Raw genomic sequence first — 25181 nt, 5'->3', positions numbered from 1 at the left:
CGCGCGGCCCGCCTCGGCCCACGGGACCGACCTGCTCCGCCGCAGGGCGGAACGGCCGCTCCTCCGCACGGTCCCGCGGCGCGGTGGCGACCGGTCGCGCGTGACCACGGACTCGTAGAGTGCCTGCATGGCCTCCAAGGACGACGGCGCCGCGGCGCCGGTGCTGCACATCAAGGGACGGATACTCGTCGGACCCGACCCGCTGGGCGGGGTGCGCGACGAGCTGTGGGTGGTCGGCGGGCGCATCACCTTCGCCCGGCCGACCGGGGCGCGCGACGTCATCACCGTCGAGGGCTGGGTCCTGCCCGGTCTGGTGGACGCGCACTGCCACGTCGGCCTCGACGCGCACGGCGCGGTCGACGAATCGACCACCGAGAAGCAGGCGTTGACCGATCGCGGTGCCGGGGCGCTGCTCCTGCGTGACGCGGGCACCCCCGCCGACACCCGGTGGATCGACGACCGGGAGGACCTGCCGCGCATCGTCCGCGCGGGCCGGCACATCGCCCGGACCCGCCGTTACATCCGCAACTACGCCCATGAGATCGAGCCGGAGGACCTGGTCGCGTACGTGGCCCGGGAGGCCCGGCGCGGGGACGGCTGGGTCAAGCTCGTCGGCGACTGGATCGACCGGGAGACCGGCGACCTGGGCGCCTGCTGGCCGCGCGGCGCGGTCGAGGCCGCCATCGCCGAGGCCCACCGGCTGGGCGCCCGGGTCACCGCGCACTGCTTCGCCGAGGAGACGCTCGCCCCGCTGGTGGAGGCGGGCATCGACTGCATCGAGCACGCGACGGGCCTGACCGAGGAGACGATCCCGCTCTTCGCCGAGCGCGGTGTGGCGATCGTGCCGACGCTGGTCAACATCGCCACCTTCCCGCGGCTCGCGGACGGCGGCGAGGGCAAGTTCCCCCGCTGGGCGGACCACATGCGCCGCCTGCACGCGCGCCGCTACGCCACGGTGGGCGCGGCCTACGACGCCGGGATCCCGGTCTACGTCGGCACGGACGCGGGCGGTTCGCTGCCGCACGGCCTGGTCGCGCAGGAGGTGGCGGAGCTGGTCAAGGCGGGCATCCCCGCGCCGGCCGCGCTGTCGGCGGCGGCGTGGGGCGCGCGCGAGTGGCTGGGCAGGCCGGGGCTGGAGGAGGGCGCCCCGGCCGATCTGGTGGTCTACGACGCCGATCCGCGGGCGGACGTACGGGTGCTCGGGGCGCCGCGCCGGGTCGTGCTCCGGGGGCGCGTGGTCGCCTGACGGGCCAGGGGGTGTGGCGGAAAGCCACTGGTGTGCCGCATGAATCGAAGAGGAATGCGAAACCCATCCTTTGGGGTGAACTGACGTCGGGAGACTGTCCGTTCACCCTCCGCGCATCGAACATTGCGGGGTCGATGCCGTCGGCGCGCGATGTCCCCCATTGGCGCGCCGACGGCTCCTTTCTCCCGTGGGGGTTCCACACACGTGTTCAGCACCACCAGCTCTGCCTTCGGCATGCCCGCACGCCGGTTCACGGCGGCCGCCGCGACGGCCGCGGCCACCGCGCTCGCCCTCGGCGCCGCACCCGCGCATGCCACCGGCACCGGCACCGGCACCGCCGGCGCGAGCGTCCTGCGCGCCGGGCTCGACGTCTCACTGCTCGGCGGGGCCGCCCGCGTCCCGGTCAACGCCACCCTCAACGACGTACGGGCGCCCGGGAACGCGGACGAGACCGCGCTCACCGTCAAGCTCGACGGCGCCGAGAGCGGAAAGCCCGTCAGCATCCTCCGCGCGGACACCGCCACCGCCCGCGCCACCGCCGACGGGCACACGGCCAAGGGCTACGCCAACCTCGTCCACGCCCGCGTCCATGTCCCCGGCCTGCCGCTGCTCTCCCTCGTCGAGGTGCAGCAGGTCACCTCGGAGGCGGTGTGCGAGGCGGGCCGGAAGCCGTCCGCCACGTCGAACCTGCTCGGCAGCGTCTCGGTCCTCGGCAAGAAGGTCACGCTCACCACCGCCGGCACGACCAGGATCGACGTGCCCGGGGTCGGCGAGGTCCGCCTGGACCTGTCGAAGACGTCGACCACCTCCCGCACCGCCGCCGCCACCGCCCTCGACCTCGACGTGGCCGTCGACCCCCTCGACCTGGGTGTCGCCAAGGTACGGGGCCGGGTGACGCTCGTCCGCGCCGAGTGCGAGGCACCCGCGGGCCCGGAGACGCCCGGCCCGGCCGGGGACGGCGGCGGAACGGGCCCGGCGGCCAAGGCCGTCGAGGCGAAGACGGCCGCCACCCCGGCGGCGGACGCGAAGGCGAAGGACACCAAGGCCAAGGACACCAAGGCGCAGACCGCGGGCGGCGACCTCGCCGAGACCGGGGGCGGCTCCACCACCCCGTATCTCGCGGCTGCGGCCGGGCTCCTCGTCGTCGGGGGCGGCGGCGCCCTCCTCGCCACCCGCCGCCGCAAGGCCGCCCGCGAGCGCGGCTGACGCCTAGGCCCTGTCGTCAAAATCCCGCCTGCCCCGCGGCGTCCGGGCGGACGGCGCTATTTTGCCGACAGGGCCTAGGGGGTGTCCGATGGGTCAGTGCGGGCCCCGCGGCGTCTGGTGCTGGGGGCACCTCCCAGCGGTAGCTGGGGGAGCATCGCAAGGCGGAGCATTACCCGCGTACTGGGCGTACTCGGGTGATGCGACAACGCGGCGAGGTGCCGTGCCAGGCGTCGTGGGGCCTGTGCTGACCCATCGGACACCCCCTAGCCCGCCACGGAGGTCTCCGCGGTCTCCGCCAGGGCCGTGGCCAGGGCGGAGACGAAGCGCTCCGTGGTCTCCCGGTCCCGGACCGCGAGCCGGAGGTAGTCCGGGCCCAGGCCCGGGAAGGTGTCGCCGCGGCGCACCGCGAAGCCCAGGCCGCGCAGGCGGGACCGGACCGCCGTGGCGCCCGGGAGCCGGACGAGCAGGAACGGGCCGGCCGCCGGGCCGCACACCGTCAGCTGCTTGAACTCGGCCAGCCGCCACTCCAGATGGGCCCGGTCGACGGCGATCCGGTGCGCGGCCTCCGCGGCCTCGGCGAGCGCCGGCGGAGCGCTGCACGCCTCCGCGGCCACCAGGGCCGGCGACGACACCGGCCACAGCGGCTGGGCCCGCTCCAGCCGGGCCACCGTGCCGGGGGAGGCCAGCACATAGCCGACGCGCAGCCCCGCCAGGCCCCAGGTCTTGGTGAGGCTGCGCAGCACCACCAGCCCCGGCAGGTCCGTGCGCGAGGCGAGCGACTCGTGCTCGCCGGGCACCGCGTCCATGAACGCCTCGTCCACCACCAGGATCCGCCCCGGGCGGGCGAGGCGGGCCAGCGTACGGGCGGGGTGCAGGACGGAGGTGGGGTTGGTGGGATTGCCGACGACCACCAGGTCCGCGTCCCCCGGCACGGCGCGCGGATCCAGCCGGAAGCCGTCCGCCGCGTCCAGCACGACGCGCTCCACCGTGTGCCCGGCGTCCCGCAGGGCCGCCTCCGGCTCCGTGAACTGGGGATGCACCACCACCGGCCGGCGCACCGGCAGGGCGCGTGCGAGCAGGACGAACGCCTCGGCGGCCCCCGCCGTCAGCAGCACCCGCTCCTCCGGCAGCCCGTGCCGGTCCGCCACCGCCCGCCGGGCGGCGCGCCCGTCCGGGTACGCGGCGAGCGTGCCGAGCGAGGCGGCGATGCGGTCCCGGAGCCACTGCGGGGGTGTGCCGGCCCGCACGTTCACCGCGAGGTCCGTCAACTGCGCGCCGATACCGCGTACTTCGGCGTCGCCGTGGTGCCGCAGATCGGGCTCGGGGGATATGTGGTGCACGTCCGGATACGTTACCGGCGGGCGCCCGTGCGGCGTCACCCGGGGCGCCGGGCGGCGACGGCGCAGGTGACCCGCTCCGACCTGCGCTTCCCCACGAGCAGCATGCCCCCGTCCCCGGCCGCGCACAGCGCCGCCGCCTCCGCCACCCCCGGCGCCCCGACGGCGGCGAGCGCCGCCGCGGACGGGCGGGCCGGGGGCCGCGCGGCCAGCTCGCCGGCCGGATACACCAGCAGCGGCACGCCGAGCCGCTCGGCGGCGCCGACGATCCCGGGCTCGGCGGCCTTGGCATCCACGGTCGCCAGCGCGACGGCGCTCGCGCCGCCGGCCTCCGCGAGGGTGCGCCCGACCAGCGCCAGGACCTCGGCGGCGGTCACGCCACGGCGGGCGCCGACGCCGACGTACACCTCAGCCACGGGCGGCGTGCGCAGCCGCGGCGGCGGCGAAGCGGGTGGCGGCGCCGGGGGCCCCGGCCCAGTGGGTGTGCAGGTAGGAGGCGTGCACACCGTCCTGTACGAAGCCCTCCACCTGGCGGCGGGGGTGGGTGAACCCCCACGCGGGGGTGGTGCCGGCCGCCGGCTCCAGCACCGTGCGGTGGAACTCGTGCCCCCGCACCCGCGCGCCCGCGGGGGCCAGGGCGTTGTCGGCGATCGCGACGGCCTCGCGGTAGCCGAGCGTCAGCCGCTCGGACATGCGGGCGTCCGCGGGAAGGACACCGCACATGGGCCTGTCGTCGAGCGAACGCGCCAGGTACAGCAGCCCCGCGCACTCCGCGGCGACCGGAGCACCGCTTGCGGCGAGCGCGGCGACGGCCTTGCGGAGGGGTTCGTTGGCGGACAGCTCGGGGGCGTACATCTCGGGGAAGCCGCCGCCGACGACGAGGGCGGCGGTGCCGGGCGGCAACTTCTCGTCCCGCAACGGGTCGAAGGTGACGACCTCCGCGCCGGCGGCGGTCAGCAGCTCGGCATGCTCGGCATACGAGAAGGTGAACGCGGCACCGCCGGCGACGGCGATCACGCTCCCCAGCCCCTCCGGCGTTTGAGGAGCGGGGGTCTGGGGGCGGAGCCCCCGGTTACGGGAAGGGGCGGGGTGGGGGAGAGGCCCGCCGCAGGCGCCCTCCGCGGCCGCCGGGTCCCACGCTTCCGCATCCAGCCGCGGCGCGCTGCGCGCCAGCGCCAGCAGGGCATCCAGGTCGCAGCCCCGCCGCACCTGCTCCGCCTGCGCCGCCACCGCGTCCACCGCCTCCGCCCGCCGCTCCGCCACCGGAATCAGACCGAGGTGACGGCTCGGCGTGTCGACCGCGCGCACCCGCCGCAGCGCACCGAGCACCGGCACCCCCGAGCCGCCCAGCGCCTCCCGCAGCAGCTCCTCGTGCCGGTCCGAGCCGACCTTGTTGAGGATGACGCCCGCGACCCGCACCTCCGGGTCCCAGGACGCGAAGCCGTGCACCAGCGCCGCCACCGACCGCGACTGCGACGACGCGTCGACGACCAGCACCACCGGCGCCCGCAGCAGCTTCGCCACGTGCGCCGTCGACGCCAGCTCGCCCTGCCCGCTCGCCCCGTCGTAGAGGCCCATCACACCTTCGACCACGGCGAGGTCGCAGCCGGCCGCCCCGTGCAGGAACAGCGGGGCGATCCGCTCCGGCCCGCACAGGTACGCGTCCAGGTTGCGCCCCGGACGCCCGGTCGCGAGTGCGTGGTAGCCCGGGTCGATGTAGTCCGGCCCCACCTTGTGAGGGGAGACGGCGAGCCCCGCGTCCGCGAAGGCCCGCATCAGCCCGGTGGCCACGGTCGTCTTGCCGCTGCCGGAGGACGGCGCCGCGATGACCAGCCGGGGGACGTGCGCACTCACCACTCGATGCCCCGCTGGCCCTTCTGACCCGTGTCCATCGGGTGCTTCACCTTCGACATGTCCGTCACCAGGTCCGCGAAGTCGACGAGCTTCTCCGGCGCGTTGCGGCCCGTGATCACCACGTGCTGGGTGCCCGGCCGGTCCCGCAGCACGGAGATCACCTCGTCCGTGTCGATCCACCCCCAGTGCAGCGGGTAGGCGAACTCGTCCAGCACGTACAGCCGGTACCGCTCGGCCGCCAGGTCGCGCTTGATCTGCTCCCAGCCCTCGCGCGCCTTCTCCTCGTTGCTCAGCTCGCTGTCGCGCTGGATCCACGACCAGCCCTCGCCCATCTTGTGCCAGTCGACCGGCCCGCCCTCGCCCGAGTCGCCGAGCACCCGCAGTGCCCGCTCCTCGCCGACCTTCCACTTGGCGGACTTGACGAACTGGAACACCCCGATCGGCCAGCCCTGGTTCCAGGCCCGCAGGGCCAGCCCGAAGGCGGCCGTCGACTTGCCCTTGCCGACGCCGGTGTGGACGAAGACCAGCGGCCGGTTGCGGCGCTGACGTGTGGTGAGTCCGTCGTCGGGAACGACGGAAGGCTGTCCCTTGGGCATTACGCGGCCCTCCTGTTGTTGGTGTTCCTCACGGTACGTACAAGCGCGAAGACGTTGTCTGCGCGCAATTCGTCGAGCGTCACGACCGGCCCGCCCAGGGCCCGGCCCAGCTCGCCCGCCAGTCCGAGCCGCACCGGGCCGGACTCGCAGTCCACGACCACCGACGCCGTGCCCTCGCCCGCCAGCAGCCGGGCCGCGCCCGCCGCCCGGGCCAGCGGCTCCGGGCCGCCCGTGGCCCGCCCGTCGGTCACCACGACCAGCAGCGGGCGGCGGGACGGATCGCGCAGCCGCTCCACCCGCAGCACCTCGTGCGCCCGCAACAGGCCCGCGGCCAGCGGCGTACGGCCGCCCGTGGGCAGCTTCTCCAGCCGCGCCGCGCCCGCCTCCACCGAGGACGTCGGCGGCAGCGCGACCGCCGCGTCCGCGCCCCGGAAGGTGATCATGCCGATCTTGTCGCGGCGCTGGTAGGCGTCCATCAGCAGCGAGAGCACCGCGCCCTTGACCGCGCTCATCCGCTTGCGGGCCGCCATCGAGCCGGAGGCGTCGACGACGAACAGCACGAGATTGCCCTCGCGGCCCTCGCGCACGGCCTCCCGCAGATCGTCCCGGCGGACCACCAGGCCCGGCCCCGAACGGCCCCGCGCCCGCTGGTGCGGGGCGGCCGCCTGCACCGTCGCGGCCAGGTGCAGCCTGGTCAGGGCACCGCCCCGGGGGCGGCGCGCCCCCGTCGTCCGCCCGTGCGCGGTACGGGCCCGCGAGCGGCGCCCGTCGGCGCCCTCGCCGAGACCGGGCACATCGAACCTGCGGGTCCGGAACGGCTCCGCGGCCGCGACGGCCGGAGCCTCGCCGCCCCCACCGCCCCCGGGCGCCGGTCCCTCCTGCGGGGCGGGGGCGTCCTGCCCGGCCGGAGCGGACTCCTCCCGGCGCTGGGACGGCACGTCGGGCGCGCAGTCCGCGCCCTGCGGCGGCTGCCCCCCGCCGTCCGGCCCACCGTCAGGTCCGTCGTCGGGACCGCCGTCCGGGCCGTCGCCGGGGCCCTCCGGGCCCGGATCGGGCTCGGGGTCCGGGTCCTCGTCCTCGAATCCGCTCAGGATCTCGTCGAGCTTGTCCTCGTCCAGACCGGGCGCGTCGAAGGGATTCCGCCGCCGCCGGTGCGGCAGCGACAGCAGTGCCGCCTGCCGCACGTCCGCGGTGGTGACGTCCGTACGCCCCGCCCACGCGGCCAGCGCCGCCGCCGTGCGCGCGGTGACGATGTCCGCGCGCATGCCGTCCACCTCGAACCCGGCGCACACCGCCGCGATCCGGCGCAGCGCGCCGTCCCCGAGCCGTACGCCCGGCAGCAGCGCCCGCGCGGCGGCGATGCGCTCGCGCAACGCCTCCTCCTCGGGGGCCCACTTGGCGGCGAAGGCGGCCGGGTCCTCGTCGAAGGCGAGACGGCGGCGCACGACCTCGACGCGCTCCTCGGTGTCGCGGGAGGCCGCGACCTCGACCGTCAGCCCGAACCGGTCGAGCAGCTGCGGCCGCAGCTCGCCCTCCTCGGGGTTCATGGTGCCGACGAGCAGGAAGCGGGCGGCGTGCCGGACGGAGACGCCTTCGCGCTCGACGTGCGAGGCGCCCATGGCGGCGGCGTCGAGCAGGCTGTCGATGAGGTGGTCGTGCAAGAGGTTGACCTCGTCGACGTAGAGCACTCCTCGGTGCGCTTCCGCAAGCAGACCGGGCTCGAAAGCCTTGACACCCTCGGCCAGGGCCCGTTCGATGTCGAGTGCGCCGACGAGACGATCCTCGGAGGCGCCGACGGGCAGTTCGACCATCCTGGCGGGACGGGTCTCACCCGCGCCGCTCGTGTGCGGTGCGTCCGGGCACGTCGGGTCGGGCGTCGCCGGATCGCAGGAGAAACGGCAGCCCGCGACGACGTCGATCTCGGGAAGCAGAGCCGAAAGCGCGCGCACCGCAGTGGATTTGGCGGTCCCTTTCTCACCCCGTACGAGAACTCCGCCTATCGATGGTGAGATCGCGTTGAGCAGGAGGCCCAGCCGCATGTCGTCCATCCCGACGATCGCGGTGAACGGGTAGGTGGCCGAGGACATCAGCTGGTACCCCTTTCGAGGTAATCGGTTCGGGCAGGCGCTTCAGCGGCCGGGCTATCTGTGACGGTGTGGCCGTCGGCCCCGCTTCCGCGGGGATGTTCCGCTGCTCGGCGACCACTTGGTCGAGTCCTTGCTGTCGTGCCCGCACACGCGGGGGTACTCATCCTCACGGCGCCCCCGGCGGAATGAACGGGACGCCCGTCGGCACCCCGTCCTCGATCAGCCGCAGCAGCGCGTCCGTATCGGCGTGCTCCTCGACGAGGTCCCCCAGCCGGTCCAGCTGCTCCTCCCGCAACGCCCCGAAGCTCGTGTCCGGTGCCGGGACGAATGCTCTTCCCGCCGCCTGCGCGACCCGCCGCAGGAACGCCCGCCGGAAGCCGTCGCTCTCCAGCGAGCCGTGCCAGTGCGTGCCCCACACCGAACCCACCCGGCAGCCGTCCAGGAAGGGCTCGCCGTCCAGGACTTCGGCGACGCCGTGGTGGATCTCGTACCCCTCCACCGGCTCACCCAGCGCCTCGCCGACCGGCCGGGCCAGGGTCTTCTCCACCGCGAACCGCACGCGCACCGGCAGCAGGCCCAGGCCCTCGACCGTGCCCGCCCTCGACTCGACCTCGTCGTCGATCCGTTCACCCAGCAGCTGGAAGCCGCCGCAGATGCCCAGCACCGGGCGACCCTCGGCCGCCCTGCGCCGCAGCGCCTCCGCCAGCCCGCGCTCCCGCAGCCACGCCAGCGCCCGCACCGTCCCGCGGGTGCCCGGCACCACGACCAGGTCCGCGTCGGCCAGCTCCTCCGGCCGGTCCACGAAGCGCACGACCACGCCCGGCTCGGCCGCCAGCGCGTCGACATCCGTGAAGTTGGACATCAGCGGCACCGCGCACACGGCCACCCGCAGGACGTCCGCGCCGTGCGGCGGGGCCACCACCGACTCGCGGACCGCGCCCCGCAGGGAGACGCACAGGCCGTCCTCCTCGTCGATGCCCAGGCCGTGGGCGAACGGCAGCACGCCGAAAGTCCGCCGGCCCGTCAGGCCGCGCAGCATCTCCAAGCCGGGCTCCAGCAGCGACACGTCGCCCCGGAACTTGTTGACCAGATAACCCGCTATCAGCTCCTGGTCCTCGCGCGAAAGCAGCGCCGTCGTGCCGAAGAAGGACGCGAAGACGCCGCCCCGGTCGATGTCGCCGACCACGACCACGGGCAGCCGCGCGGCCCGCGCTATGCCCATGTTGACGATGTCGGAGCGGCGCAGATTGATCTCGGCGGGGCTGCCCGCCCCCTCACAGATCACGGCGTCGTGCGTCCGCCGCAGCTCGGCCAGACAGTCCGTCACCGTGCCGAACAGCTGCTCCTGCCGCCCCGAGTGGTAGCCGCGGGCGCTCAGCTCGCCCACCGGCTTGCCCATGAGCACGACCTGGCTGCTGCGGTCGCTCCCGGGCTTGAGCAGCACCGGGTTCATGAGCGCGCTCGGCTCGACGCGGGCGGCGGCCGCCTGCATCGCCTGCGCGCGCCCTATCTCCGCGCCGTCGCGCGTCACATACGAGTTGAGCGACATGTTCTGCGCCTTGAACGGCGCGACCTTGACGCCCTTGCGGACCAGCCAGCGGCAGATCCCGGCGGTCACCACGCTCTTGCCCGCGTCCGAGGTGGTCCCGGCCACCAGCAGGCCCCCACCCGGTGAGCCCGTACGCCCGCTCCTGTCGGCTGTCACCGATTCCTCCCCGCCTTTCTGAACAGGCTGCCCACCGTGCGGGCCGCCACCGCCGTCCCCAGGGCCAGCAGCGACACCCGGCGCGAGAGCCGGACCGCGCGCTCGATGTCGGCCGTCCGCACGGGACGGTTCTCCCCGCCCAGGACGGGCCGGTGCTCGACGCGGCCGGCGTAGGCGAGGGTGCCGCCGAGACGTACGCCCAGGGCCCCGGCGAAGGCGGCCTCGACCGGACCGGCGTTGGGGCTGGGGTGGCGGGAGGCGTCGCGCCGGGCCACGCGCAGGGCGCCGCGCGGATCGGGGCCGGCGAGGATCGTGAGGGCGGCGGTCAGCCGGGCGCCGGGCCAGCCGACGACGTCGTCGAGGCGGGCGGAGGCCCAGCCGAACCGCCGGTGGCGGGGCGACTTGTGGCCGACCATGGCATCCAGGGTGTTGACCGCCCGGAAACCCACCAGACCGGGCAGGCCCGCCAGGGCGCCCCAGACCAGAGCGCCCACGACGGCGTCGGAGGTGTTCTCGGCCACGGACTCCACCACGGCCCGGGCGATCTGCTGCGCGTCCAGCGCCTGCGGATCGCGGCCGCACAGATGCGGCAGCCGCTCCCGGGCGACCTCCAGGTCCCCGGCGGCCAGCGCCCCGCCGATGGCCCGGGCCTCCCGGCCCAGGGACGTGCCGCCCAGGACGGCCCAGGTGGCGGCGGCGGTCAGCGCGATCTCGGCCGCGCGGTGGCGGCGCGCGGCACGGGCCAGCAGCCCGGCCCCCGCGACCGCGCCGCCCGCGCAGACCAGGGCGTGCAGGGAGCCGTAACCGCGGTGGTCGCGCCACAGCCGCCGCTCGACGGCCTGCGCGGCCCGCCCGAACGCGGCCACGGGGTGCCCACGACGGGGGTCGCCGAGGAGCAGGTCGCAGGCGAAGCCCAGGGCGGCGCCGTACGCGAAGGAGTAGCGATCGCGGCCGGGCATGGCGAAGCGGTGTCCTCACTCAGGGTCCGCGCCCTGGCTCGACGTGACCGGCGACCAGAGTCTCCTGGCTCCCGGATCCGCGCCGCCCCCGGCCTTCCGGCTCGCGCCGTGGCCATCGATTGGGGGGACACTCCCCGGTGACAGTGGCGGGACCGCGCCGGATTCGCACCGGCTTCCTCTGCTGTCGCCGTTTGGCTCGGGAAGTCCACCACGGGGCGGGAAGGGGCGTCAACTCGCCCTGACCCGGGCCCCGCCGCCGTGGTGACCGTATCGTCCGGCAGGTCTACCGGCGGCGTTGCGCCACCCACGACGACAGCAGGACCGCGGCCGCCGGCAGGACCGAGGCCCAGGCCACCAGGAGCAGGAGTTCGCCGGCCGGCGGGCGCGGCGGCGCCGAGCTCAACAGGCGGATCGTCTGGTTGGCGGGAGTGACCGGGCGGCCGACCAAGGCGATCAGGCTCAGCACGAGCGCTGTGGCGAAGGCGTAGCCCTGTCGTTCGATGACCGGGCGTGCGCAGCAGGTGCCCAGGGCGATGCCGGTGAGACCGCAAATCAGGTGGGCCGTAAAGCCGGTGGCCAGGTCGGCGGGCGTGTGCAGGCGGCCACTGGAGACCATCGGCCAGATCAGGGCGGCGCCGCTGAGAGCGAGCACACCGGCCAGGGCGGCGCAGGTCTTGCCGAGCAGGACTCGTCGGCGGCTGCCGGCGTTGACCAGGGTGACGGTGGCCTGGAGCGGGTCCTCGGTGTTGTGGAGGCTGAGGGTGAGCCACACACCGACCGGCAGCAGCGCGGCAGCGGAGGCCCCGTAACCCGGCAGGACCGAGCCCTGGACGGCGTAGAGGACCGCCAGAAACCCGAAGTAGGCCACCAGTTGGGGCAGGAACCGCTGGGACCGGAGGTAGTCCGCCAGGGCATAGCGGGCGATCGTCATCATCGGCGGCCTCCGGCAGGCTCGGCCGACGGATCCGTGAACGGACCCGTGAACGGCCCCGTCAACGGACCCGGGCGGACCTCGAAAACGGTGTACCCCTGTCTCAAGACCTCCGCGAGGACCGCGTCGGACCGGTCGGCGCCGACCTCAAGACATATGCGCCGCTCCTTCTCGCCCACGAACCGGACGCCCGGCAGCGCGCGCAGCGCCTCCGTCACGCGCGACCGGTCCACGCCCGCGCCGGGCATCATGCCCAGCGTGACCGCGAACCCTTCGGGTGCCGTCTCACCGATGGCTTGCCGGGTGAGGCGACCTCGGTGCAGCCCGTAGACCGCATCCGCGCTCGCGGCGACCGTGCCCGGCCGGTGCTCGGTGAGGAGAACGACCACTCCCGCGGCACGCCACTCCGCGAGGAAGTCCACGAGGACTCGATGGGTACGGGCATCGAGGCCGGACCACGGCTCGTCGAGTATCAGCAGCCGCGGGCCGCCGAGCACGGCCTGAGCGAGAGCGACTTTCTGGGCGTTCCCCTTGGACAGCGTGCTGATGGGCGCGTCGATGTCCCCTTCGATGGCCAGCCGGTCGAGCAGTTCACAGCCGCGACGAGCGGCATCCGCGGTCCGGAGTCCTTGAATCCGCCCCATGTGCAGGAGGTACGAGCGTGCGGTGAGCCGCATGTTCGCCGGAAGCCGCTCGGGCACATAGCCGATCCTGTCCGGGCGCCCGTGCACAGCGCCGGAACTGGGCCTCGTCAGGCCGGCGGCCACCTTGAGCAGAGTGGACTTTCCCGATCCGTTGCCACCGACCACCGCGGTGACCGTACCGGGAGCCAGATCGAGGGTGACGCCGTCCAGTACGCGCGGCCCTCGGCGTGTGTACCGGACGCCGACCGACTCCAATTGCACTCAAGGTTCCCATCTGTCCGTCAAACGCGATCACAACCCTGCCGGGCAAAGATAGTGAACGCGCGATCGGCGTAAACGGCGGAGGGGCGGGACCGGGGAAACCCCGGTCCCGCCCCTCCGTATGTGCGGATCGCGTCAGCCGACGATCAGATAGATCCCGTACCCCACCGCGGCCGCGCACAGCGCGAAGCACGCGTAGGCGCCGGTGCGTGCCAGGGCGGTCGTGCCGCCCGCGTCGGTCGCGGCATCGGCACCCGCCGCGGCCGCGGCTCCCGGCTTGCGGGACGTGCCGACGATGCCGAGCGTGAAGACGCCCACGAGGCCGACGGTGACCACGAGGCTCACGCCGAAGACCTGGCCGAGTGCTGCCCAGTCGATGTGCATGGTGGTTCTTCCTCCGTTGCCCGGCGTCAGCCGGTCGTCGCGGCGGCGGGGGCGGCCGGGGCGGCCGGTGCCGGGGTCAGGCCGCCGGCCGGCGGCGGGGCGACGGCCTGCAGAGCGGCCGTGACCACGCCGGCGGGCTCCTCGGGGAGGCCCTGCGGCGTGTTGAGGTCGTTGACGTTGTCCTGGGTGACCGGCTTGCGGCGGGAGGCCAGCCAGATGCCGCCGCTGACCGCCAGGCCGAGGACGGCGACCGCGGCGACGCCCCAGTCGCCCTGGTCGGCCAGGAGCGCGGCGCCGGCGGCGACGAGGCCCGCGGCCGGGAGGGTCAGGCCCCACGCGGCGACCATGCGGCCGGCGGTGGACCAGCGCACCACGCCGCCCTTGCGGCCCAGGCCGGCACCCATGATCGAGCCGGAGCAGACCTGGGTGGTGGAGAGCGCGAAGCCGATGTGCGAGGAGGCGAGGATCACCGTCGCGGCGCCGGTCTGGGCGGCGAAGCCCTGGGCCGGCTTGATGTCGGCGAGGCCCTTGCCGAGCGTCTGGATGATGCGCCAGCCGCCCAGGTACGTACCGAGCGCGATGGCCATGCCCGCGGAGACGACGACCCACAGCGGCGGGTCGGAGTGCGGGGCGACGACGCCGCCGGTGACCAGGGCGAGGGTGATCACGCCCATGGTCTTCTGGGCGTCGTTGGTGCCGTGGGCCAGGGAGACCAGGGCGGCCGAGGCGATCTGGCCGGCGCGGTAGCCCTTGGCGGTCTCCTGCTCGTCGCGGTTGCGGGAGAGCCGGAAGGTGATCCGGGTGGCGGCCCAGGCGGCGACGCCCGCCACGATCGGGGCGGCGACCGCGGGGATGAGGACCTTCATGACGACCTTGTCGGCATTGACCGCGTCGAAGCCGACGGACGCGACGGTGGCGCCGATCAGACCGCCGAAGAGGGCGTGCGAGGAGCTGGAGGGCAGGCCCGCCAGCCAGGTCAGCAGGTTCCAGACGATCGCGCCGACGAGCCCGGCGAAGATCACCTCTGGTCTGATGCCGGCACTTTCATCGATGATGCCACCGGAGATCGTCTTGGCGACCTCCACGGAGAGGAACGCGCCGACGAGGTTGAGAACCGCAGACATCGCCACCGCGGTCTTGGGCTTGAGTGCCCCGGTGGAGATGGTGGTGGCCATGGCGTTGGCCGTGTCGTGGAAGCCGTTCGTAAAGTCGAACACCAAGGCCGTGACGATCACGATCCCGATGAGAAGCGTGATGTTTTCCATTCACCCAGGCAATCAGTCCGATGGTCAGTACGCGGCGACCGTAGGGACTCAGGGTGAACGGAAGGTGAACTGGACCGAAGCCGGTCCATGACACGAACCGGAGGCAGCAACGATGAACGCTCCCGAGTACACCCCGGCGACCGGGTGGACGGGCCGCACGGGGGAGGGCGGGAACCGGGACGGAAGCCCCGGAGACCTGGGCCGGGCCTGGGCGGACGTGGTCGCCACGGCCCGCCGCACCACCGCCGACGGACTCGTCGTCGGAACCTCCGGGAACGTCTCCGCCAGGGTCGGCGACGTAATCCTTGTCACTCCCACCGGAGTCCCCTACGACCGGCTCGGACCCGAGGACGCGGTCGGCGTCGACCTGGAGGGCCGCCAGGTCCTCGGCGAGCTGGTCCCCACCAGCGAACTCCCCATGCACCTCGCCGTCTACCGGGCCACCGACGCCGCGGCGATCGTGCACACCCACGCCGTGCACGCCACCGCCGTGTCCACCTTGGTCACCGAGGTGCCGCTGATCCACTACATGGCCGCCGCCCTCGGCGGCCCGGTCCGGGTCGCCCCCTACGCCCTCTACGGCAGCGAGGAGCTGGCCGCCCACATGCTCCGCGCCCTCGACGGCCGCACCGGCTGCCTGCTGCGCAACCACGGCACCCTCACCTACGGCGCCACCCTCGACCAGGCCTACGACCGCACCGCCCAGCTGGAGTGGATGTGCCGGGTCTGGCTCACCGCCTCCGCCGTGCCCGGCCACACCCCCGCCCTGCTCACGCCCGGGCTGCTGGCCGAGGTCTCCGACAAGTACCGGGGCTACGGACAGCGCGGCTGACCGCCCCGCCGCGCTCCGCCCCGCGCCCGGTGGCCGCCCGCGCCGCCCGAGCCCAGACTGGAAGGGATGGGCCTGCGCGGAGCGGCGGCCACGGCCGCCGCCACTCTGATCGGTGCCGGGGCGGCCGCGGTGGCGGCCGGGCGGTACGCCGGGGACGCCGCGCTCAAGGCCGGGCCCGGCCGCCCGCCGCCCGGCGAGCCCAGGATGACGCTGCACGACGCCGGACCCGGCACGGTCACGCTCACCCGCACCCCCGCCGCGCTGCGGCCCGGCACCTACGGGCTCGCCGGCCGCGGCCTGCACGCCGTCGTGGGGCCGGTCGTGCCGGACGTCTCCCACCCGCACGCCTGCGTGGTCCGGCAGCTGGAGCGGGTCACCCACGGCAGCCTGATCCCCGGCGACCGGGTGTGGCTCAGCCCGCAGGTGCACGTCGGCAACCCGCACGACGCCCTCGGCCTCGACCACACCGACGTCGCCGTGCCCGGCGAGCTGGGCCCGCTGCCCGCCTGGCTGGTGCCCGGCGCCCGGGACACCTGGGTCGTCACCGTGCACGGCCTGGGCGGCACCCGCGAGCACTCCCTGGTCCTCATGCCGTTCCTCCACCGGATGCGGCTGCCGGTGCTCGCCCTCTCCTACCGGGGCGACCCCGGAGCACCCCGCACAGCGCACGGAATCAGCCACTTCGGCGCCCGGGAGTGGCGGGATCTGGATGCCGCCGTCCGCTACGCCGTGCGCTACGGCGCGCGCCGCGTCGTCCTCCTCGGCTGGTCCACGGGGGCCACGATGGCGATGCTGGCGGCTGTCGGGAGCACGACCGAGCCGGCGGCCGGGCGCGTCGTCGGGCTCGTCCTGGACTCGCCGGTCCTCGACTGGCCCGCCCTGCTGGCGGCCCTCGCCGCCCACCGCGTTCCGGAGCGACTCGTTCCGATGGCCGTGCGGGCGGCCGAGGGCAGGCTGGGCCTGGCCCCCGACGGCCTGCTGACCGCCGCCGACCCGGCCCTGCTGTCCGTGCCCGCCCTCGTGGTGCACGGCACCGACGACCTCCTCGCGCCCCCGGCGCACTCCCGCGAACTCGTCGCCCGGCGACCGGAACTGATGACCCTGCGCACCGTCCGCGGCGCGGGCCACGCGGCGTCCTGGAACGCCGACCCGCACGGCTACGAGGAAGCCCTGCGGCGGTTCCTGATCCCGCTCGTGTAAACCCTCGTGCACCTCGCGCGGAGCGCACGCGAGGGGGCGCACGGTTCCCTAGGGCCTGTCGTCACATTCCCGTCTGCCCCGCGACGCGAATGTGACGACAGGCCCTAGCGGCCTTCCGTCACAGGTCGTGGACGGCTGGATAGTTGATTCCGATTGGGTTTTCGGAGCGTGAACGGCAAGACTGCTCCTGTGACGTCCCGTACTCCGCGCGACTCCCGGCTCAGACTCGTCCCCCGACAGCCGATCGCCGCCGCCCGCCGGGCCGTGGCGAACCGAGGCACCCGCCCGGCCCCCCGCCCGCCCGCAGGCACCCCGGCCCGGCCGGAACTGGCCGGCCTGGCAAGAGCCGGGCTGGCGGGCGCGGTGCGGCTGGCCCGCTGGGCTGCCGAGGAGTGCCGCCGCGGCGCCATGCCCCGCCCCGGCGCGGCCGGCGGGCTCTGCGAGCAGACGGCCGAGCGCGCCGCCGCCGCCCTGGAACTGACGGCCGGCCAGGTGCGGTCCGACTGGGACCGCGCCCGCCTCGCCGGACTCCTCGAACTCCACGGCGGCACCGCCCGCCCCGGCTGGCGCCTCCAGGCCTGGGACCGCGACGACAGCGCCGTGCTGCGCGGCTGGGTCGCGCTCTTCGACGCCTGGTCCCTCGCCCACCCCGAGCCCGCGGGCACCGACGCGACCGTCGCCGCCGAGGTCGTCGAGGCCGCCCCCCAGCTGCTGTCCGTCATGCACCTGTCGGCCGGGCCCGTCTCCGTGGCGATGCTGCTCGACCTGCTCCAGCAGCGCGTCGCCGAGATCCGCGCCGAGCGCTGCGAGGTCCCCTACGGCAGCGCCCCCGCCGTGCCCGCGCCGCCTGCTCCCGTTGCGGGCGATCCCTTGCCCGAGCTGCTCGACTGGGCCCTGGAGGGCCTGGCCTCGGTCGGCGCGCTCGTCATGCGCGACGGCGCGGGCCCCCGGACCGAGGCCGTCCTGACCCCGCTCGGGAACTGGGCGGTGTGGGTCAAGCTCGAGCAGATCTGCGTCGCTGCGCAGAGCCCCGCCGGGCACATCGAGCTGTCCGCCGAGGCCATGCTGCGCGGCTGCGCCGACCTCACCCCCGGCCCCGCCCGCGCCGAGTACCGCGCGTGGCTCGCCGCGCGCCCCGTCCGCAGCGCGGTCGGTGAGCTGCTCGACGCGGCCCGCGGCGACGACGCGATGGTCCGCGGGCTGGCCTTCGAGGCGCTGCGCGCCGTCGGAGCGCCCGCCGAACCGGAGGTGCGCACCGTGGCCGAGGAGCCGGTACTGCGCCCGTACGCCCTGCTGTGGCTGGCCGAGCACGAGGGGTGCGACCCCGAGGATGCCGCGGAGGTGCTCACCCGGGAGGAGGCGACCTGGCTGTGGGTGGACACCGCGGCCGCCGTCGCGGACCACGGCGAGGGCCGGCTGCTGGTGCGGCACCTCGAATCGGCGGTGCAGGGGACGGTGCCGGGCCTGCTGGAGGAGGTACGGGCGGTGGGGCACCCCCGCACGGTCCAGGTCCTGGTGGCCCTGGCCGCCGCCCACCCGGACCCGGCCCTGGCCAAGGCGGTCCGTCGAGCGGCGTTCCAGGTGCACAGGGGTGGGGCGTAGGGGTCCTTTCCCCGATCCCGCCCCTTCCCGAAACCGGGGGCGGAGCCCCCGGACCCCCGGGGGTGGGGGAGCGGGGGCTGCGCCCCCCTGCCCCCGGGGCCCCTTGCGCTGCGCGCGGGGGCAAATTCAGCCCGTCCGGCGTTTGAGGACCGGGGGTCCGGGGGCAGAGCCCCCGAGCCTTGGCCCCCGCGCGCAGCGCGAGGGGCACGGGGAGGGGGGCAGGGGCGCAGCCCCCGCTCCCTCCTCCCCGGGGGGTCCGGGCGCTTGCCCCCCGCCCTGCGGCGGAGCCGCATATCGGATACAGCGGGAAGGGGCGGGATCGGGGAAAGAACCCCTACCGGAACGTGTCGCAGCGGCCCACGTCCCCCGTCTCGTACCCCGTCGTGAACCACTGCTGCCGCTGCGCCGCCGACCCGTGCGTCCAGCTCTCCGGCGTCACCCGCCCCTGGAACCGCTCCTGGATCCGGTCGTCCCCGACCGCCGCCGCCGCGGACAGGCCGTCGTCGATGTCCGCCTTGGTCAGCTGCTTGATCAGCGGCCGGCCCGTGGACTTCTCGGGCGTCGTCGTCGCGTGCCGGGCCCAGACCCCGGCATAGCAGTCGGCCTGCAGCTCCACCTTGACCGAGTTGCTTGCGGCCCCCGTCCGCTGGTCCTGCGCACGGCCGAGCGTGCCCATCAGGTTCTGGATGTGGTGCCCGTACTCGTGCGCCACCACATAGGCCTGGGCGAACGGCCCCCCGGTGGCCCCGAACTTCGTCTTCAGCTCGTCGAAGAACCCCAGGTCCAGATAGACCTTGCGGTCGCCCGGGCAGTAGAACGGGCCCACCGCCGAGGTCGCCGCCCCGCAGGCCGTGTTCACCCGGCCGGTGAAGAAGACCGTCGAGGCCGGGGTGTACGCGCGCCCGTGGTGCGGCAGCTCCTGGCCCCAGAAGGATTGGGCGCTGTTGACGACGGCGACGATCCGGCAGTCCTGCCGGGCGTTGGCGTCCTTCCCCGTACGGCAGGACTGCGAGACCTGGGCGTCCGTGCTGGACGACGGCCGGGGCCCCGGCTCGCTGGAGCTGAGCCCCAGCTCCTGCGGGCCGATGCCGAAGAACAGGCCCAGGACCAGGGCGAGCAGTCCGGCGATCCCGCCCCCGATGGTGAGCCCGCCGCCCGGGATGCGGCTGCCGCGCTCGTCCTGCACCTGGGAGGTGTCCAGGTCCGCGTCGTCGTCGAACTGCATGCCCAGTCGCCTCTCCGTCGCTCTCCGTCGAGCTGTCCGTCGCGCTGTCCGCCGGGGGACGTACACACCGAGGGCTGTCCACCCCGAGTATCCGCGAACCGCTTCCCCTGCGCCCTTCCGGCGTGCGAAGGCGCGTGCGCCCCGCGGGCGACCCCGGAAATCAGCTTGCGCGCCCCCGTTAGACTGGTCCGTATGGCATTCCTCCTCGTGCATTAGACGGCGTCGAAACGACCCAGTCCGTCATTCCGCTGTCCTTCCTGCCCTGGAGTAGAAAACCCGTGATCACCGCCTCTGGCATCGAGCTGCGCGCCGGCGCGCGCGTCCTCATCGAGTCGGCCAGCTTCCGCGTCGCCAAGGGCGACCGCATCGGCCTCGTGGGCCGCAACGGCGCCGGCAAGACCACCCTCACCAAGTGCCTCGCCGGCGACGGCCTCCCCGCCGGCGGCACCATCACCCGCTCGGGTGAGGTCGGCTACCTCCCGCAGGACCCCCGTACCGGCGACCTCGACGTGCTCGCCCGCGACCGCATCCTCTCCGCCCGCGGCCTCGACACCGTCCTGCGCAAGATGCGGGAGAACGAGGACCGCATGGCAAACGGCCAGGGGGCCACGCGCGAGAAGGCCATGAAGAGGTACGAGCGCCTGGAGACGGAGTTCCTGACCAAGGGCGGCTACGCCGCCGAGGCGGAGGCGGCGACCATCGCCGCCAGCCTCGGCCTGCCCGACCGCATCCTCGGCCAGCCGCTGCACACCCTCTCCGGCGGTCAGCGCCGCCGCGTCGAGCTGGCCCGGATCCTCTTCTCGGACGCCGACATCCTGCTCCTGGACGAGCCGACCAACCACCTCGACGCCGACTCCATCGCGTGGCTGCGCGACTACCTGAAGACCTACCGCGGCGGCTTCATCGTCATCTCCCACGACGTCGACCTCGTCGAGACCGTCGTCAACAAGGTCTTCTACCTCGACGCCAACCGCTCGGTGATCGACGTCTACAACATGGGCTGGAAGCTCTACCAGCAGCAGCGCGAGGCCGACGAGAAGCGCCGCAAGCGCGAGCGGCAGAACGCCGAGAAGAAGGCCGCCGCCCTCAACTCCCAGGCCGACAAGATGCGCGCCAAGGCGACCAAGACCGTCGCCGCGCAGAACATGGCCCGCCGGGCCGAGAAGCTGCTGGCCGGCCTGGAGGCGGAGCGCGTCTCCGACAAGGTCGCCAAGCTGCGCTTCCCCGACCCCGCGCCCTGCGGCAAGACCCCGCTCATGGCCGAGGGGCTCTCCAAGTCCTACGGCTCGCTGGAGATCTTCACCGACGTCGACCTGGCCATCGACCGGGGCTCCCGCGTCGTCATCCTGGGCCTCAACGGCGCCGGCAAGACCACCCTGCTGCGCCTGCTCGCAGGCACCGAGCGGCCCGACACGGGCCAGGTCACCCCGGGCCACGGGCTCAAGCTGGGCTACTACGCGCAGGAGCACGAGACGCTCGACCCCGAGCGCACGGTCCTGGAGAACATGCGCTCCGCCGCGCCCGACCTCGACCTCGTCGAGGTCCGCAAGGTGCTCGGCTCCTTCCTCTTCTCCGGCGACGACGTCGACAAGCCGGCCGGGGTGCTCTCCGGCGGCGAGAAGACCCGGCTGGCCCTGGCCACCCTGGTCGTCTCCTCCGCCAATGTGCTCCTCCTGGACGAGCCCACCAACAACCTCGACCCCGCCAGCCGCGAGGAGATCCTCGGTGCGCTGCGCACCTTCACGGGCGCGGTCGTGCTGGTCACCCACGACGAGGGCGCCGTCGAGGCGCTCGAGCCCGAGCGGATCATCCTGCTCCCCGACGGCGTCGAGGACCTGTGGGGACCGGACTACGCGGACCTGGTCGCCCTCGCCTGACCCCGCCCGCCACCGGCCCCACCGACGGCCGATGGCTTGATCAGTGCGGTCCCGATCATTCGGCCGACGTGTGATCCGTCATCTGAGTGAGTGCGGCTCGTACCGTGATGCCTCCGGGTGCTCCGGCGCACGCGCTGTGTGAGGTGCGGGGCGCCGTTCGCGCCGCGCGGCACGGAGCCCCGCCTGACCTGCCGCTTCGCCCGGCCACCCGTACGGCCGTACGAGCGAGATCATCCGGAATCGCCTGCTCCAGGGCCTGCCGGCGGCCGAAAACGCGGAAATCTCCTCGGATGGACCTTGCCGAATGGGTGGCCAGGAGGCGGCCAAGGGGTGATCATGAGAGTCAAGAGGCGCATCTCCCATGAGGAGGCACGGGTGGCCGAGACTCTGAAGAAGGGCAGCCGGGTGACCGGCGCCGCGCGCGAAAAGCTCGCGGCAGACCTGAAGAGGAAGTACGACTCCGGTGCGAGTATCAGGGCGCTGGCCGAAGAGACCGGCCGCTCCTATGGTTTCGTGCACCGGATGCTCAGTGAATCCGGCGTGATCCTGCGGGGTCGCGGCGGAGCGACGCGCGGCAAGAAGGCCGCCTCGGTCTGACGCCGCGCACCGGAGAGAGCACACGCACGCACACGGCAGTGTGGACAGTCCCACCCGGTCGGCCGACCGGCCGACCGGGTGGTTACTGTGCAGTCAACCAATTGCGACTGCGGCCATTCGGAGGGCCCCATGACTGCCCGCACTACCCTGCTCGACCAGGCCGGCGTACAGCTCGTCGTCGAAGACGCGGTGGCCACCGTCACGCTCGCCAACCCCGCGAAGCGCAACGCCCAGTCGCCCGCGCTCTGGCGGGCCCTGGCCGAGGCGGGGCGGCTGCTGCCGGGCTCGGTGCGCGTGGTGGTGCTCCGCGGCGAGGGCAAGTCCTTCTCCGCGGGCCTCGACCGCCAGGCGTTCACCCCCGAGGGCTTCGACGGCGAGCCGTCCTTCCTCGACCTGGCGCGCGGCTCGGACGAGGCGCTGGACGCGGAAATCGCCACGTACCAGCAGGCGTTCACCTGGTGGCGGCGCAATGACATCGTCTCGATAGCCGCCGTGCAGGGCCACGCCATCGGCGCCGGCTTCCAGCTCGCGCTCGCCTGCGACCTGCGGGTGTGCGCGGACGACGCGCAGTTCGCGATGCGCGAGACCAGCCTGGGCCTGGTGCCCGACCTGGGCGGCACACAGCCGCTGGTGTCGCTGGTCGGCTACGCCCGCGCCCTGGAGATCTGCGCGACGGGCCGCTTCGTGGGCGCGGCGGAGGCGGAGCGGATCGGCCTGGCCAATGTGGTCGTTCCGGGCGCGGAACTGTCCGCGGCGGCCGAGGACCTGACGGCGGCTCTGCTGGCGGCGCCGCGGGATGCGGTGGTGGAGACGAAGGCGCTGCTGCGGGGTGCGGCGGGCCGCACGTACGACGACCAGCGCACCGCCGAACGAGCGGCACAGGCGCGACGCCTGCGGGACCTGGCGGGGCTGGGGGAGTAAGGGGGAATCTCAGCCTCTCCGGCGTTTGAGGAGCGGGGGTCCGGGGGCGGAGCCCCCGGTTTCGGGAAGGGGCGGGATCGGGGAAAAATCCACCGCCGTCACCAGCACCACCACCCCCGGCGCAACCCCCCGCACGCCCCTCACCACATCCAGCGCCCGAACCCCCGCCACCACCGCAATCTGCACCCAGTCCTCATGACGAGGCCCACCCAGCACCGGCGCCAGCCGGCTCACACCGGGAACGGACAGCACATCGCGGCTTGCCGCAGGGTCGGACGAGGGAGCCGGGGGCTCCGGGGACTCCTGAGGCTCCGGGGGCTGCGGCTCCGGCAGGAGCCCCGTCACCCGCAGATCCACCCCCGCCAGCGCCAGCCCGAGCAGCTCGTCCGACCCCGCCCGCACAACCTCCCGCACCCGCTCCGCCGTCTCCGGAAACGGCCGGTCCCCGGGCGCCGCGAAGTCCACCGCCACGTGCAACGGGCCGTGCGGGCCGCCCTCCTGGCCGGCCAGGTCGATCCGCACCGACTCCAGGCGGACCCCCAGATCCGCCCGCGCCACCGCATGCCGCAGCGCGTCCGCCGCCGCGGCCTCCGTGATCCACGCCTCGTCGCGCGCGTCGCCCAGCGGCAGCATCCTGCCCAGCCGCAGCTGCTGCCGCACCGCCTCTGCCCAAGGGTCTGCGACCACGTTCCCAGCCTGCCGCACCCGAAGCCCAAGCGCAGCGCGGCAAGCCCGCTTATGGTGTCAAAAGGACTGGAGGAGAGGCGATCGAGGATGACCGACACCGCAAGCCGGACCGGCCAGACCAAAGAGGCCAGGGAGGCCAAGGAGGCCGCCACCCCCGTCGCAGCGGCCGACCGCGGCCGGACGACCATCTCCGACGGCGTCGTGGAGAAGATCGCCGGGCTCGCGGCCCGTGATGTGGTGGGGGTGCACGCGATGGGCAGCGGCCTGTCCCGCACCTTCGGCGCGGTGCGCGACCGGGTGCCCGGCGGCAGGTCCGTCGCCCGTGGGGTGAAGGCGGAGGTCGGTGAGGTCCAGACGGCGCTGGATCTGGAGATCGTCGTGGATTACGGCGTGGCGATCGCGGATGTGGCGCGCGCGGTGCGGGAAAACGTCATCACGGCGGTGGAGCGGATGACGGGCCTGGAGGTCGTCGAGGTCAACATCGCAGTGACGGACGTCAAGCTGCCGGACGAGGAAGAGGAAGAGCCGGAGCCCAGGCTCCAGTAGAGCCGGAGCCGGAGCCCAGGCTCCAGTTGGGAGCGCACCATGAGCATGGCCGTGGTCGGCCTGATCGCCGGCATGGCGCTCGGATTCGCCGGCTACTTCGGGGGGTTCGGGGCCTTTCTGCTGGTCGCGGCGCTGGGCACCATCGGGTTCGTGGCGGGCCGGTTCCTCGACGGCGACCTCGAGCCGGGCGAGTTCTCGCGGCTGCTCCGTCCGCGCGACCGCGACGAGCGCAGGAGGTAGGGCGTGCGGGGAGGCCGGGTGCGGGGAGGCCGGGGAGGACGCGCGGTGGAGCCCGCCGAGCGCGGAGCGACCCGCATCGCCGACCGCGTCGTCGCGAAGATCGCCTCGCAGGCGGCGCGCGAGGCGCTGAGCGGCACGGCGCGGGAGGGGTACGAGGCTCCGCACGCCTCCGTGGTGGTGCACGAGCAGTCGGCCAGGGTCAGGGTCGCGGTGGAGCTGGGCTACCCGGTGGACATCGCCGCCCGCTGCCGCGCCGTGCGCCGGCAGGTCGTCGAACGCCTGCGCGGGCTGGCCGGGATGGAGGTCCCGGAGGTCGTGATCACGGTGGAGCGGCTCCACTCGCCGCACCTGGACCGTGCGGCCGGGGAGCGGGTGCGATGAGCGGCGGCGCCGGACGGCACCGCGCCGCCGCGGAGGCCGAAGGCGCGTCCGCGTGCGGGCACCGCTTCTGGTCCGTGCGCCGTCTGCCCGCCGCCCTCGTCGCGGCCGTGGTGCTGGCGGGTGCCGCGGCCTTCCTCTACGACGTCGCCGCCGTCCGGGCGGGCCGCCGGGCCATGGGCTGGCGCCACCGCCTCGCGCACGAACTGGCCACCCGTCATCTCGACGACGGCTGGGTGATCGCGGGTGCCGCCGTGGCCGTGGTCCTCGGCCTCTGGCTCGTCGTGCTGGCGGTCACGCCGGGCCTGCGCGGTGTGCTGCCGATGCGGCACGACTCCCCGGACCTGCGGGCCGGCCTCGACCGGCGGGCCGCCGCGCTGGTGCTGCGGGACCGGGCGATGGAGGTGCCGGGCGTGCGGTCCGTGCGCGTCGACGTCGGGCGGCGCGTGGTGCGGGCGCGCGCCCAGTCCCACTTCCGCGACCTGGACGAGGTGCGCACGGACGTCAACTCCGCGCTGGCGGAGGGGGTCCGGGAGCTGGGCCTCACCCGGGAGCCCTCGCTGTCCGTGCACGTACACCGACCGGCGAAGGGGTGAGCGCA

The 25181-nt window shown here is 74.4% G+C and carries 25 protein-coding genes and 1 riboswitch; of the genes, 12 read left to right on the top strand and 13 right to left on the bottom strand.

All coding sequences use genetic code 11. The features are described from left to right. The first annotated feature begins 127 nt into the window (after positions 1-127). Together AC1Z4A_RS06215 and AC1Z4A_RS06210 are read left to right on the top strand one after the other, a co-directional pair. Positions 128-1246 (top strand): amidohydrolase family protein, encoded by a 1119-nt coding sequence (locus AC1Z4A_RS06215; protein WP_483676828.1) that lies wholly within the window; start codon positions 128-130, stop codon positions 1244-1246. 234 nt (positions 1247-1480) lie between these two features. Beyond that, positions 1481-2452 (top strand): SCO1860 family LAETG-anchored protein, encoded by a 972-nt coding sequence (locus AC1Z4A_RS06210; protein WP_483683514.1) that lies wholly within the window; start codon positions 1481-1483, stop codon positions 2450-2452. Positions 2453-2715: 263 nt separating this feature from the next. Here the strand turns inward: AC1Z4A_RS06210 and cobC are convergent, their stop codons facing one another. The 11 genes from cobC to AC1Z4A_RS06155 form a co-directional block, all read right to left on the bottom strand. Further along, complete coding sequence (gene cobC / locus AC1Z4A_RS06205; protein ID WP_483676827.1) at positions 2716-3792, bottom strand: Rv2231c family histidinol phosphate aminotransferase CobC; 1077 nt, start codon at positions 3790-3792, stop codon at positions 2716-2718. 35 nt (positions 3793-3827) lie between these two features. Next, the gene (locus AC1Z4A_RS06200; RefSeq protein ID WP_483676826.1) at positions 3828-4205 is read right to left on the bottom strand and encodes a cobalamin biosynthesis protein; all 378 of its coding nucleotides are present in this window, start codon (positions 4203-4205) and stop codon (positions 3828-3830) included. After that, positions 4198-5646, bottom strand: a complete 1449-nt coding sequence (locus tag AC1Z4A_RS06195) for a cobyrinic acid a,c-diamide synthase CobB (RefSeq protein ID WP_483676825.1) — start codon at positions 5644-5646, stop codon at positions 4198-4200. The genes AC1Z4A_RS06200 and AC1Z4A_RS06195 overlap by 8 nt, the downstream gene beginning before the upstream one ends. After that, positions 5640-6239 carry a cob(I)yrinic acid a,c-diamide adenosyltransferase gene (gene cobO, locus AC1Z4A_RS06190; RefSeq protein WP_483676824.1) on the bottom strand — a complete coding sequence of 200 codons (600 nt, stop codon included), beginning with the start codon at positions 6237-6239 and terminating at the stop codon, positions 5640-5642. Before cobO ends, AC1Z4A_RS06195 begins: the two co-directional genes overlap by 7 nt. Next, positions 6239-8326, bottom strand: a complete 2088-nt coding sequence (locus AC1Z4A_RS06185) for a putative cobaltochelatase (protein ID WP_483676823.1) — start codon at positions 8324-8326, stop codon at positions 6239-6241. The genes cobO and AC1Z4A_RS06185 overlap by 1 nt, the downstream gene beginning before the upstream one ends. A gap of 166 nt (positions 8327-8492) precedes the next feature. Beyond that, the gene (locus tag AC1Z4A_RS06180; RefSeq protein WP_483676822.1) at positions 8493-10031 is read right to left on the bottom strand and encodes a cobyric acid synthase; all 1539 of its coding nucleotides are present in this window, start codon (positions 10029-10031) and stop codon (positions 8493-8495) included. Beyond that, a complete protein-coding gene (locus AC1Z4A_RS06175; protein ID WP_483676821.1) occupies positions 10028-10990 on the bottom strand; it encodes a cobalamin biosynthesis protein in 963 nt (320 codons plus the stop codon). Before AC1Z4A_RS06175 ends, AC1Z4A_RS06180 begins: the two co-directional genes overlap by 4 nt. A gap of 58 nt (positions 10991-11048) precedes the next feature. Further along, positions 11049-11168: riboswitch (cobalamin riboswitch) on the bottom strand. Positions 11169-11273: 105 nt separating this feature from the next. After that, positions 11274-11924: a hypothetical protein gene (locus tag AC1Z4A_RS06170; RefSeq protein WP_483676820.1), complete on the bottom strand. Its 651-nt coding sequence runs from the start codon at positions 11922-11924 to the stop codon at positions 11274-11276. Then, positions 11921-12826, bottom strand: a complete 906-nt coding sequence (locus AC1Z4A_RS06165) for an ATP-binding cassette domain-containing protein (RefSeq protein ID WP_483676819.1) — start codon at positions 12824-12826, stop codon at positions 11921-11923. The genes AC1Z4A_RS06170 and AC1Z4A_RS06165 overlap by 4 nt, the downstream gene beginning before the upstream one ends. A 135-nt stretch (positions 12827-12961) precedes the next feature. Further along, positions 12962-13210 (bottom strand): hypothetical protein, encoded by a 249-nt coding sequence (locus tag AC1Z4A_RS06160; protein WP_483676818.1) that lies wholly within the window; start codon positions 13208-13210, stop codon positions 12962-12964. 26 nt (positions 13211-13236) lie between these two features. Beyond that, entirely contained in the window at positions 13237-14475 is a 1239-nt protein-coding gene (locus AC1Z4A_RS06155) for an anion permease (RefSeq protein WP_483676817.1), read from the bottom strand. Between the two features lie 112 nt (positions 14476-14587). Here AC1Z4A_RS06155 and AC1Z4A_RS06150 point away from each other — a divergent pair, with 112 nt between their 5' ends. The 3 genes from AC1Z4A_RS06150 to AC1Z4A_RS06140 all read left to right on the top strand — a co-directional run bounded on the left by AC1Z4A_RS06150 (position 14588) and on the right by AC1Z4A_RS06140 (position 18109). Further along, on the top strand, positions 14588-15307 hold the full coding sequence (locus AC1Z4A_RS06150; RefSeq protein WP_483676816.1) for a class II aldolase/adducin family protein: 720 nt from the start codon (positions 14588-14590) through the stop codon (positions 15305-15307). A gap of 66 nt (positions 15308-15373) precedes the next feature. After that, positions 15374-16507 (top strand): alpha/beta hydrolase, encoded by a 1134-nt coding sequence (locus tag AC1Z4A_RS06145; RefSeq protein ID WP_483676815.1) that lies wholly within the window; start codon positions 15374-15376, stop codon positions 16505-16507. 189 nt (positions 16508-16696) lie between these two features. Next, on the top strand, positions 16697-18109 hold the full coding sequence (locus AC1Z4A_RS06140) for a hypothetical protein (protein WP_483676814.1): 1413 nt from the start codon (positions 16697-16699) through the stop codon (positions 18107-18109). 334 nt (positions 18110-18443) lie between these two features. On the opposite strand, the gene ypfJ is transcribed toward AC1Z4A_RS06140, so the two are convergent. Beyond that, a complete protein-coding gene (gene ypfJ, locus AC1Z4A_RS06135; RefSeq protein WP_483676813.1) occupies positions 18444-19334 on the bottom strand; it encodes a KPN_02809 family neutral zinc metallopeptidase in 891 nt (296 codons plus the stop codon). A 278-nt stretch (positions 19335-19612) separates the two neighbouring features. Between ypfJ and AC1Z4A_RS06130 the strand changes: the two genes are divergently transcribed. The 3 genes from AC1Z4A_RS06130 to AC1Z4A_RS06120 all read left to right on the top strand — a co-directional run bounded on the left by AC1Z4A_RS06130 (position 19613) and on the right by AC1Z4A_RS06120 (position 22729). Next, a complete protein-coding gene (locus tag AC1Z4A_RS06130; RefSeq protein WP_483676812.1) occupies positions 19613-21211 on the top strand; it encodes an ABC-F family ATP-binding cassette domain-containing protein in 1599 nt (532 codons plus the stop codon). Positions 21212-21586: 375 nt separating this feature from the next. Beyond that, entirely contained in the window at positions 21587-21808 is a 222-nt protein-coding gene (locus tag AC1Z4A_RS06125) for a helix-turn-helix domain-containing protein (protein WP_483676811.1), read from the top strand. 129 nt (positions 21809-21937) lie between these two features. Next, positions 21938-22729: an enoyl-CoA hydratase/isomerase family protein gene (locus AC1Z4A_RS06120; protein ID WP_483676810.1), complete on the top strand. Its 792-nt coding sequence runs from the start codon at positions 21938-21940 to the stop codon at positions 22727-22729. Positions 22730-22738: 9 nt separating this feature from the next. Here the strand turns inward: AC1Z4A_RS06120 and AC1Z4A_RS06115 are convergent, their stop codons facing one another. Then, the gene (locus tag AC1Z4A_RS06115; RefSeq protein WP_483676809.1) at positions 22739-23416 is read right to left on the bottom strand and encodes a hypothetical protein; all 678 of its coding nucleotides are present in this window, start codon (positions 23414-23416) and stop codon (positions 22739-22741) included. An 87-nt stretch (positions 23417-23503) separates the two neighbouring features. Here AC1Z4A_RS06115 and AC1Z4A_RS06110 point away from each other — a divergent pair, with 87 nt between their 5' ends. From AC1Z4A_RS06110 to AC1Z4A_RS06095, 4 genes are read left to right on the top strand one after another with little or no spacing between them, the layout of a single operon-like run. After that, positions 23504-23962, top strand: coding sequence for an Asp23/Gls24 family envelope stress response protein (locus AC1Z4A_RS06110; protein ID WP_483676807.1), 459 nt, complete (start codon positions 23504-23506; stop codon positions 23960-23962). 39 nt (positions 23963-24001) lie between these two features. Beyond that, a complete protein-coding gene (locus tag AC1Z4A_RS06105; RefSeq protein ID WP_483676806.1) occupies positions 24002-24202 on the top strand; it encodes a hypothetical protein in 201 nt (66 codons plus the stop codon). 45 nt (positions 24203-24247) lie between these two features. Next, on the top strand, positions 24248-24583 hold the full coding sequence (locus AC1Z4A_RS06100) for an Asp23/Gls24 family envelope stress response protein (RefSeq protein WP_483676805.1): 336 nt from the start codon (positions 24248-24250) through the stop codon (positions 24581-24583). Continuing rightward, positions 24580-25176, top strand: a complete 597-nt coding sequence (locus AC1Z4A_RS06095; RefSeq protein ID WP_483676804.1) for a DUF6286 domain-containing protein — start codon at positions 24580-24582, stop codon at positions 25174-25176. The genes AC1Z4A_RS06100 and AC1Z4A_RS06095 overlap by 4 nt, the downstream gene beginning before the upstream one ends. The last annotated feature ends 5 nt before the right edge of the window (positions 25177-25181 follow it).

The sequence above is a fragment of the Streptomyces sp. 17_S59 genome (assembly GCF_056930295.1).
The sequence above is the reverse complement of the archived record's forward strand: the minus strand, read 5'-3'. Positions and strand labels throughout refer to the sequence as shown.

Coding starts and splice junctions, on each gene's coding strand:
- AC1Z4A_RS06155 (WP_483676817.1), bottom strand. CDS start 14,475: ATGGAAAACATCACGCTTCTCATCGGGATCGTGATCGTCACGGCCTTG.
- cobO (WP_483676824.1), bottom strand. CDS start 6,239: ATGCCCAAGGGACAGCCTTCCGTCGTTCCCGACGACGGACTCACCACA.
- AC1Z4A_RS06105 (WP_483676806.1), top strand. CDS start 24,002: ATGAGCATGGCCGTGGTCGGCCTGATCGCCGGCATGGCGCTCGGATTC.
- AC1Z4A_RS06095 (WP_483676804.1), top strand. CDS start 24,580: ATGAGCGGCGGCGCCGGACGGCACCGCGCCGCCGCGGAGGCCGAAGGC.
- AC1Z4A_RS06160 (WP_483676818.1), bottom strand. CDS start 13,210: ATGCACATCGACTGGGCAGCACTCGGCCAGGTCTTCGGCGTGAGCCTC.
- AC1Z4A_RS06145 (WP_483676815.1), top strand. CDS start 15,374: ATGGGCCTGCGCGGAGCGGCGGCCACGGCCGCCGCCACTCTGATCGGT.
- AC1Z4A_RS06170 (WP_483676820.1), bottom strand. CDS start 11,924: ATGATGACGATCGCCCGCTATGCCCTGGCGGACTACCTCCGGTCCCAG.
- AC1Z4A_RS06120 (WP_483676810.1), top strand. CDS start 21,938: ATGACTGCCCGCACTACCCTGCTCGACCAGGCCGGCGTACAGCTCGTC.
- AC1Z4A_RS06185 (WP_483676823.1), bottom strand. CDS start 8,326: ATGTCCTCGGCCACCTACCCGTTCACCGCGATCGTCGGGATGGACGAC.
- AC1Z4A_RS06175 (WP_483676821.1), bottom strand. CDS start 10,990: ATGCCCGGCCGCGATCGCTACTCCTTCGCGTACGGCGCCGCCCTGGGC.
- ypfJ (WP_483676813.1), bottom strand. CDS start 19,334: ATGCAGTTCGACGACGACGCGGACCTGGACACCTCCCAGGTGCAGGAC.
- AC1Z4A_RS06110 (WP_483676807.1), top strand. CDS start 23,504: ATGACCGACACCGCAAGCCGGACCGGCCAGACCAAAGAGGCCAGGGAG.
- AC1Z4A_RS06150 (WP_483676816.1), top strand. CDS start 14,588: ATGAACGCTCCCGAGTACACCCCGGCGACCGGGTGGACGGGCCGCACG.
- AC1Z4A_RS06210 (WP_483683514.1), top strand. CDS start 1,481: ATGCCCGCACGCCGGTTCACGGCGGCCGCCGCGACGGCCGCGGCCACC.
- AC1Z4A_RS06215 (WP_483676828.1), top strand. CDS start 128: ATGGCCTCCAAGGACGACGGCGCCGCGGCGCCGGTGCTGCACATCAAG.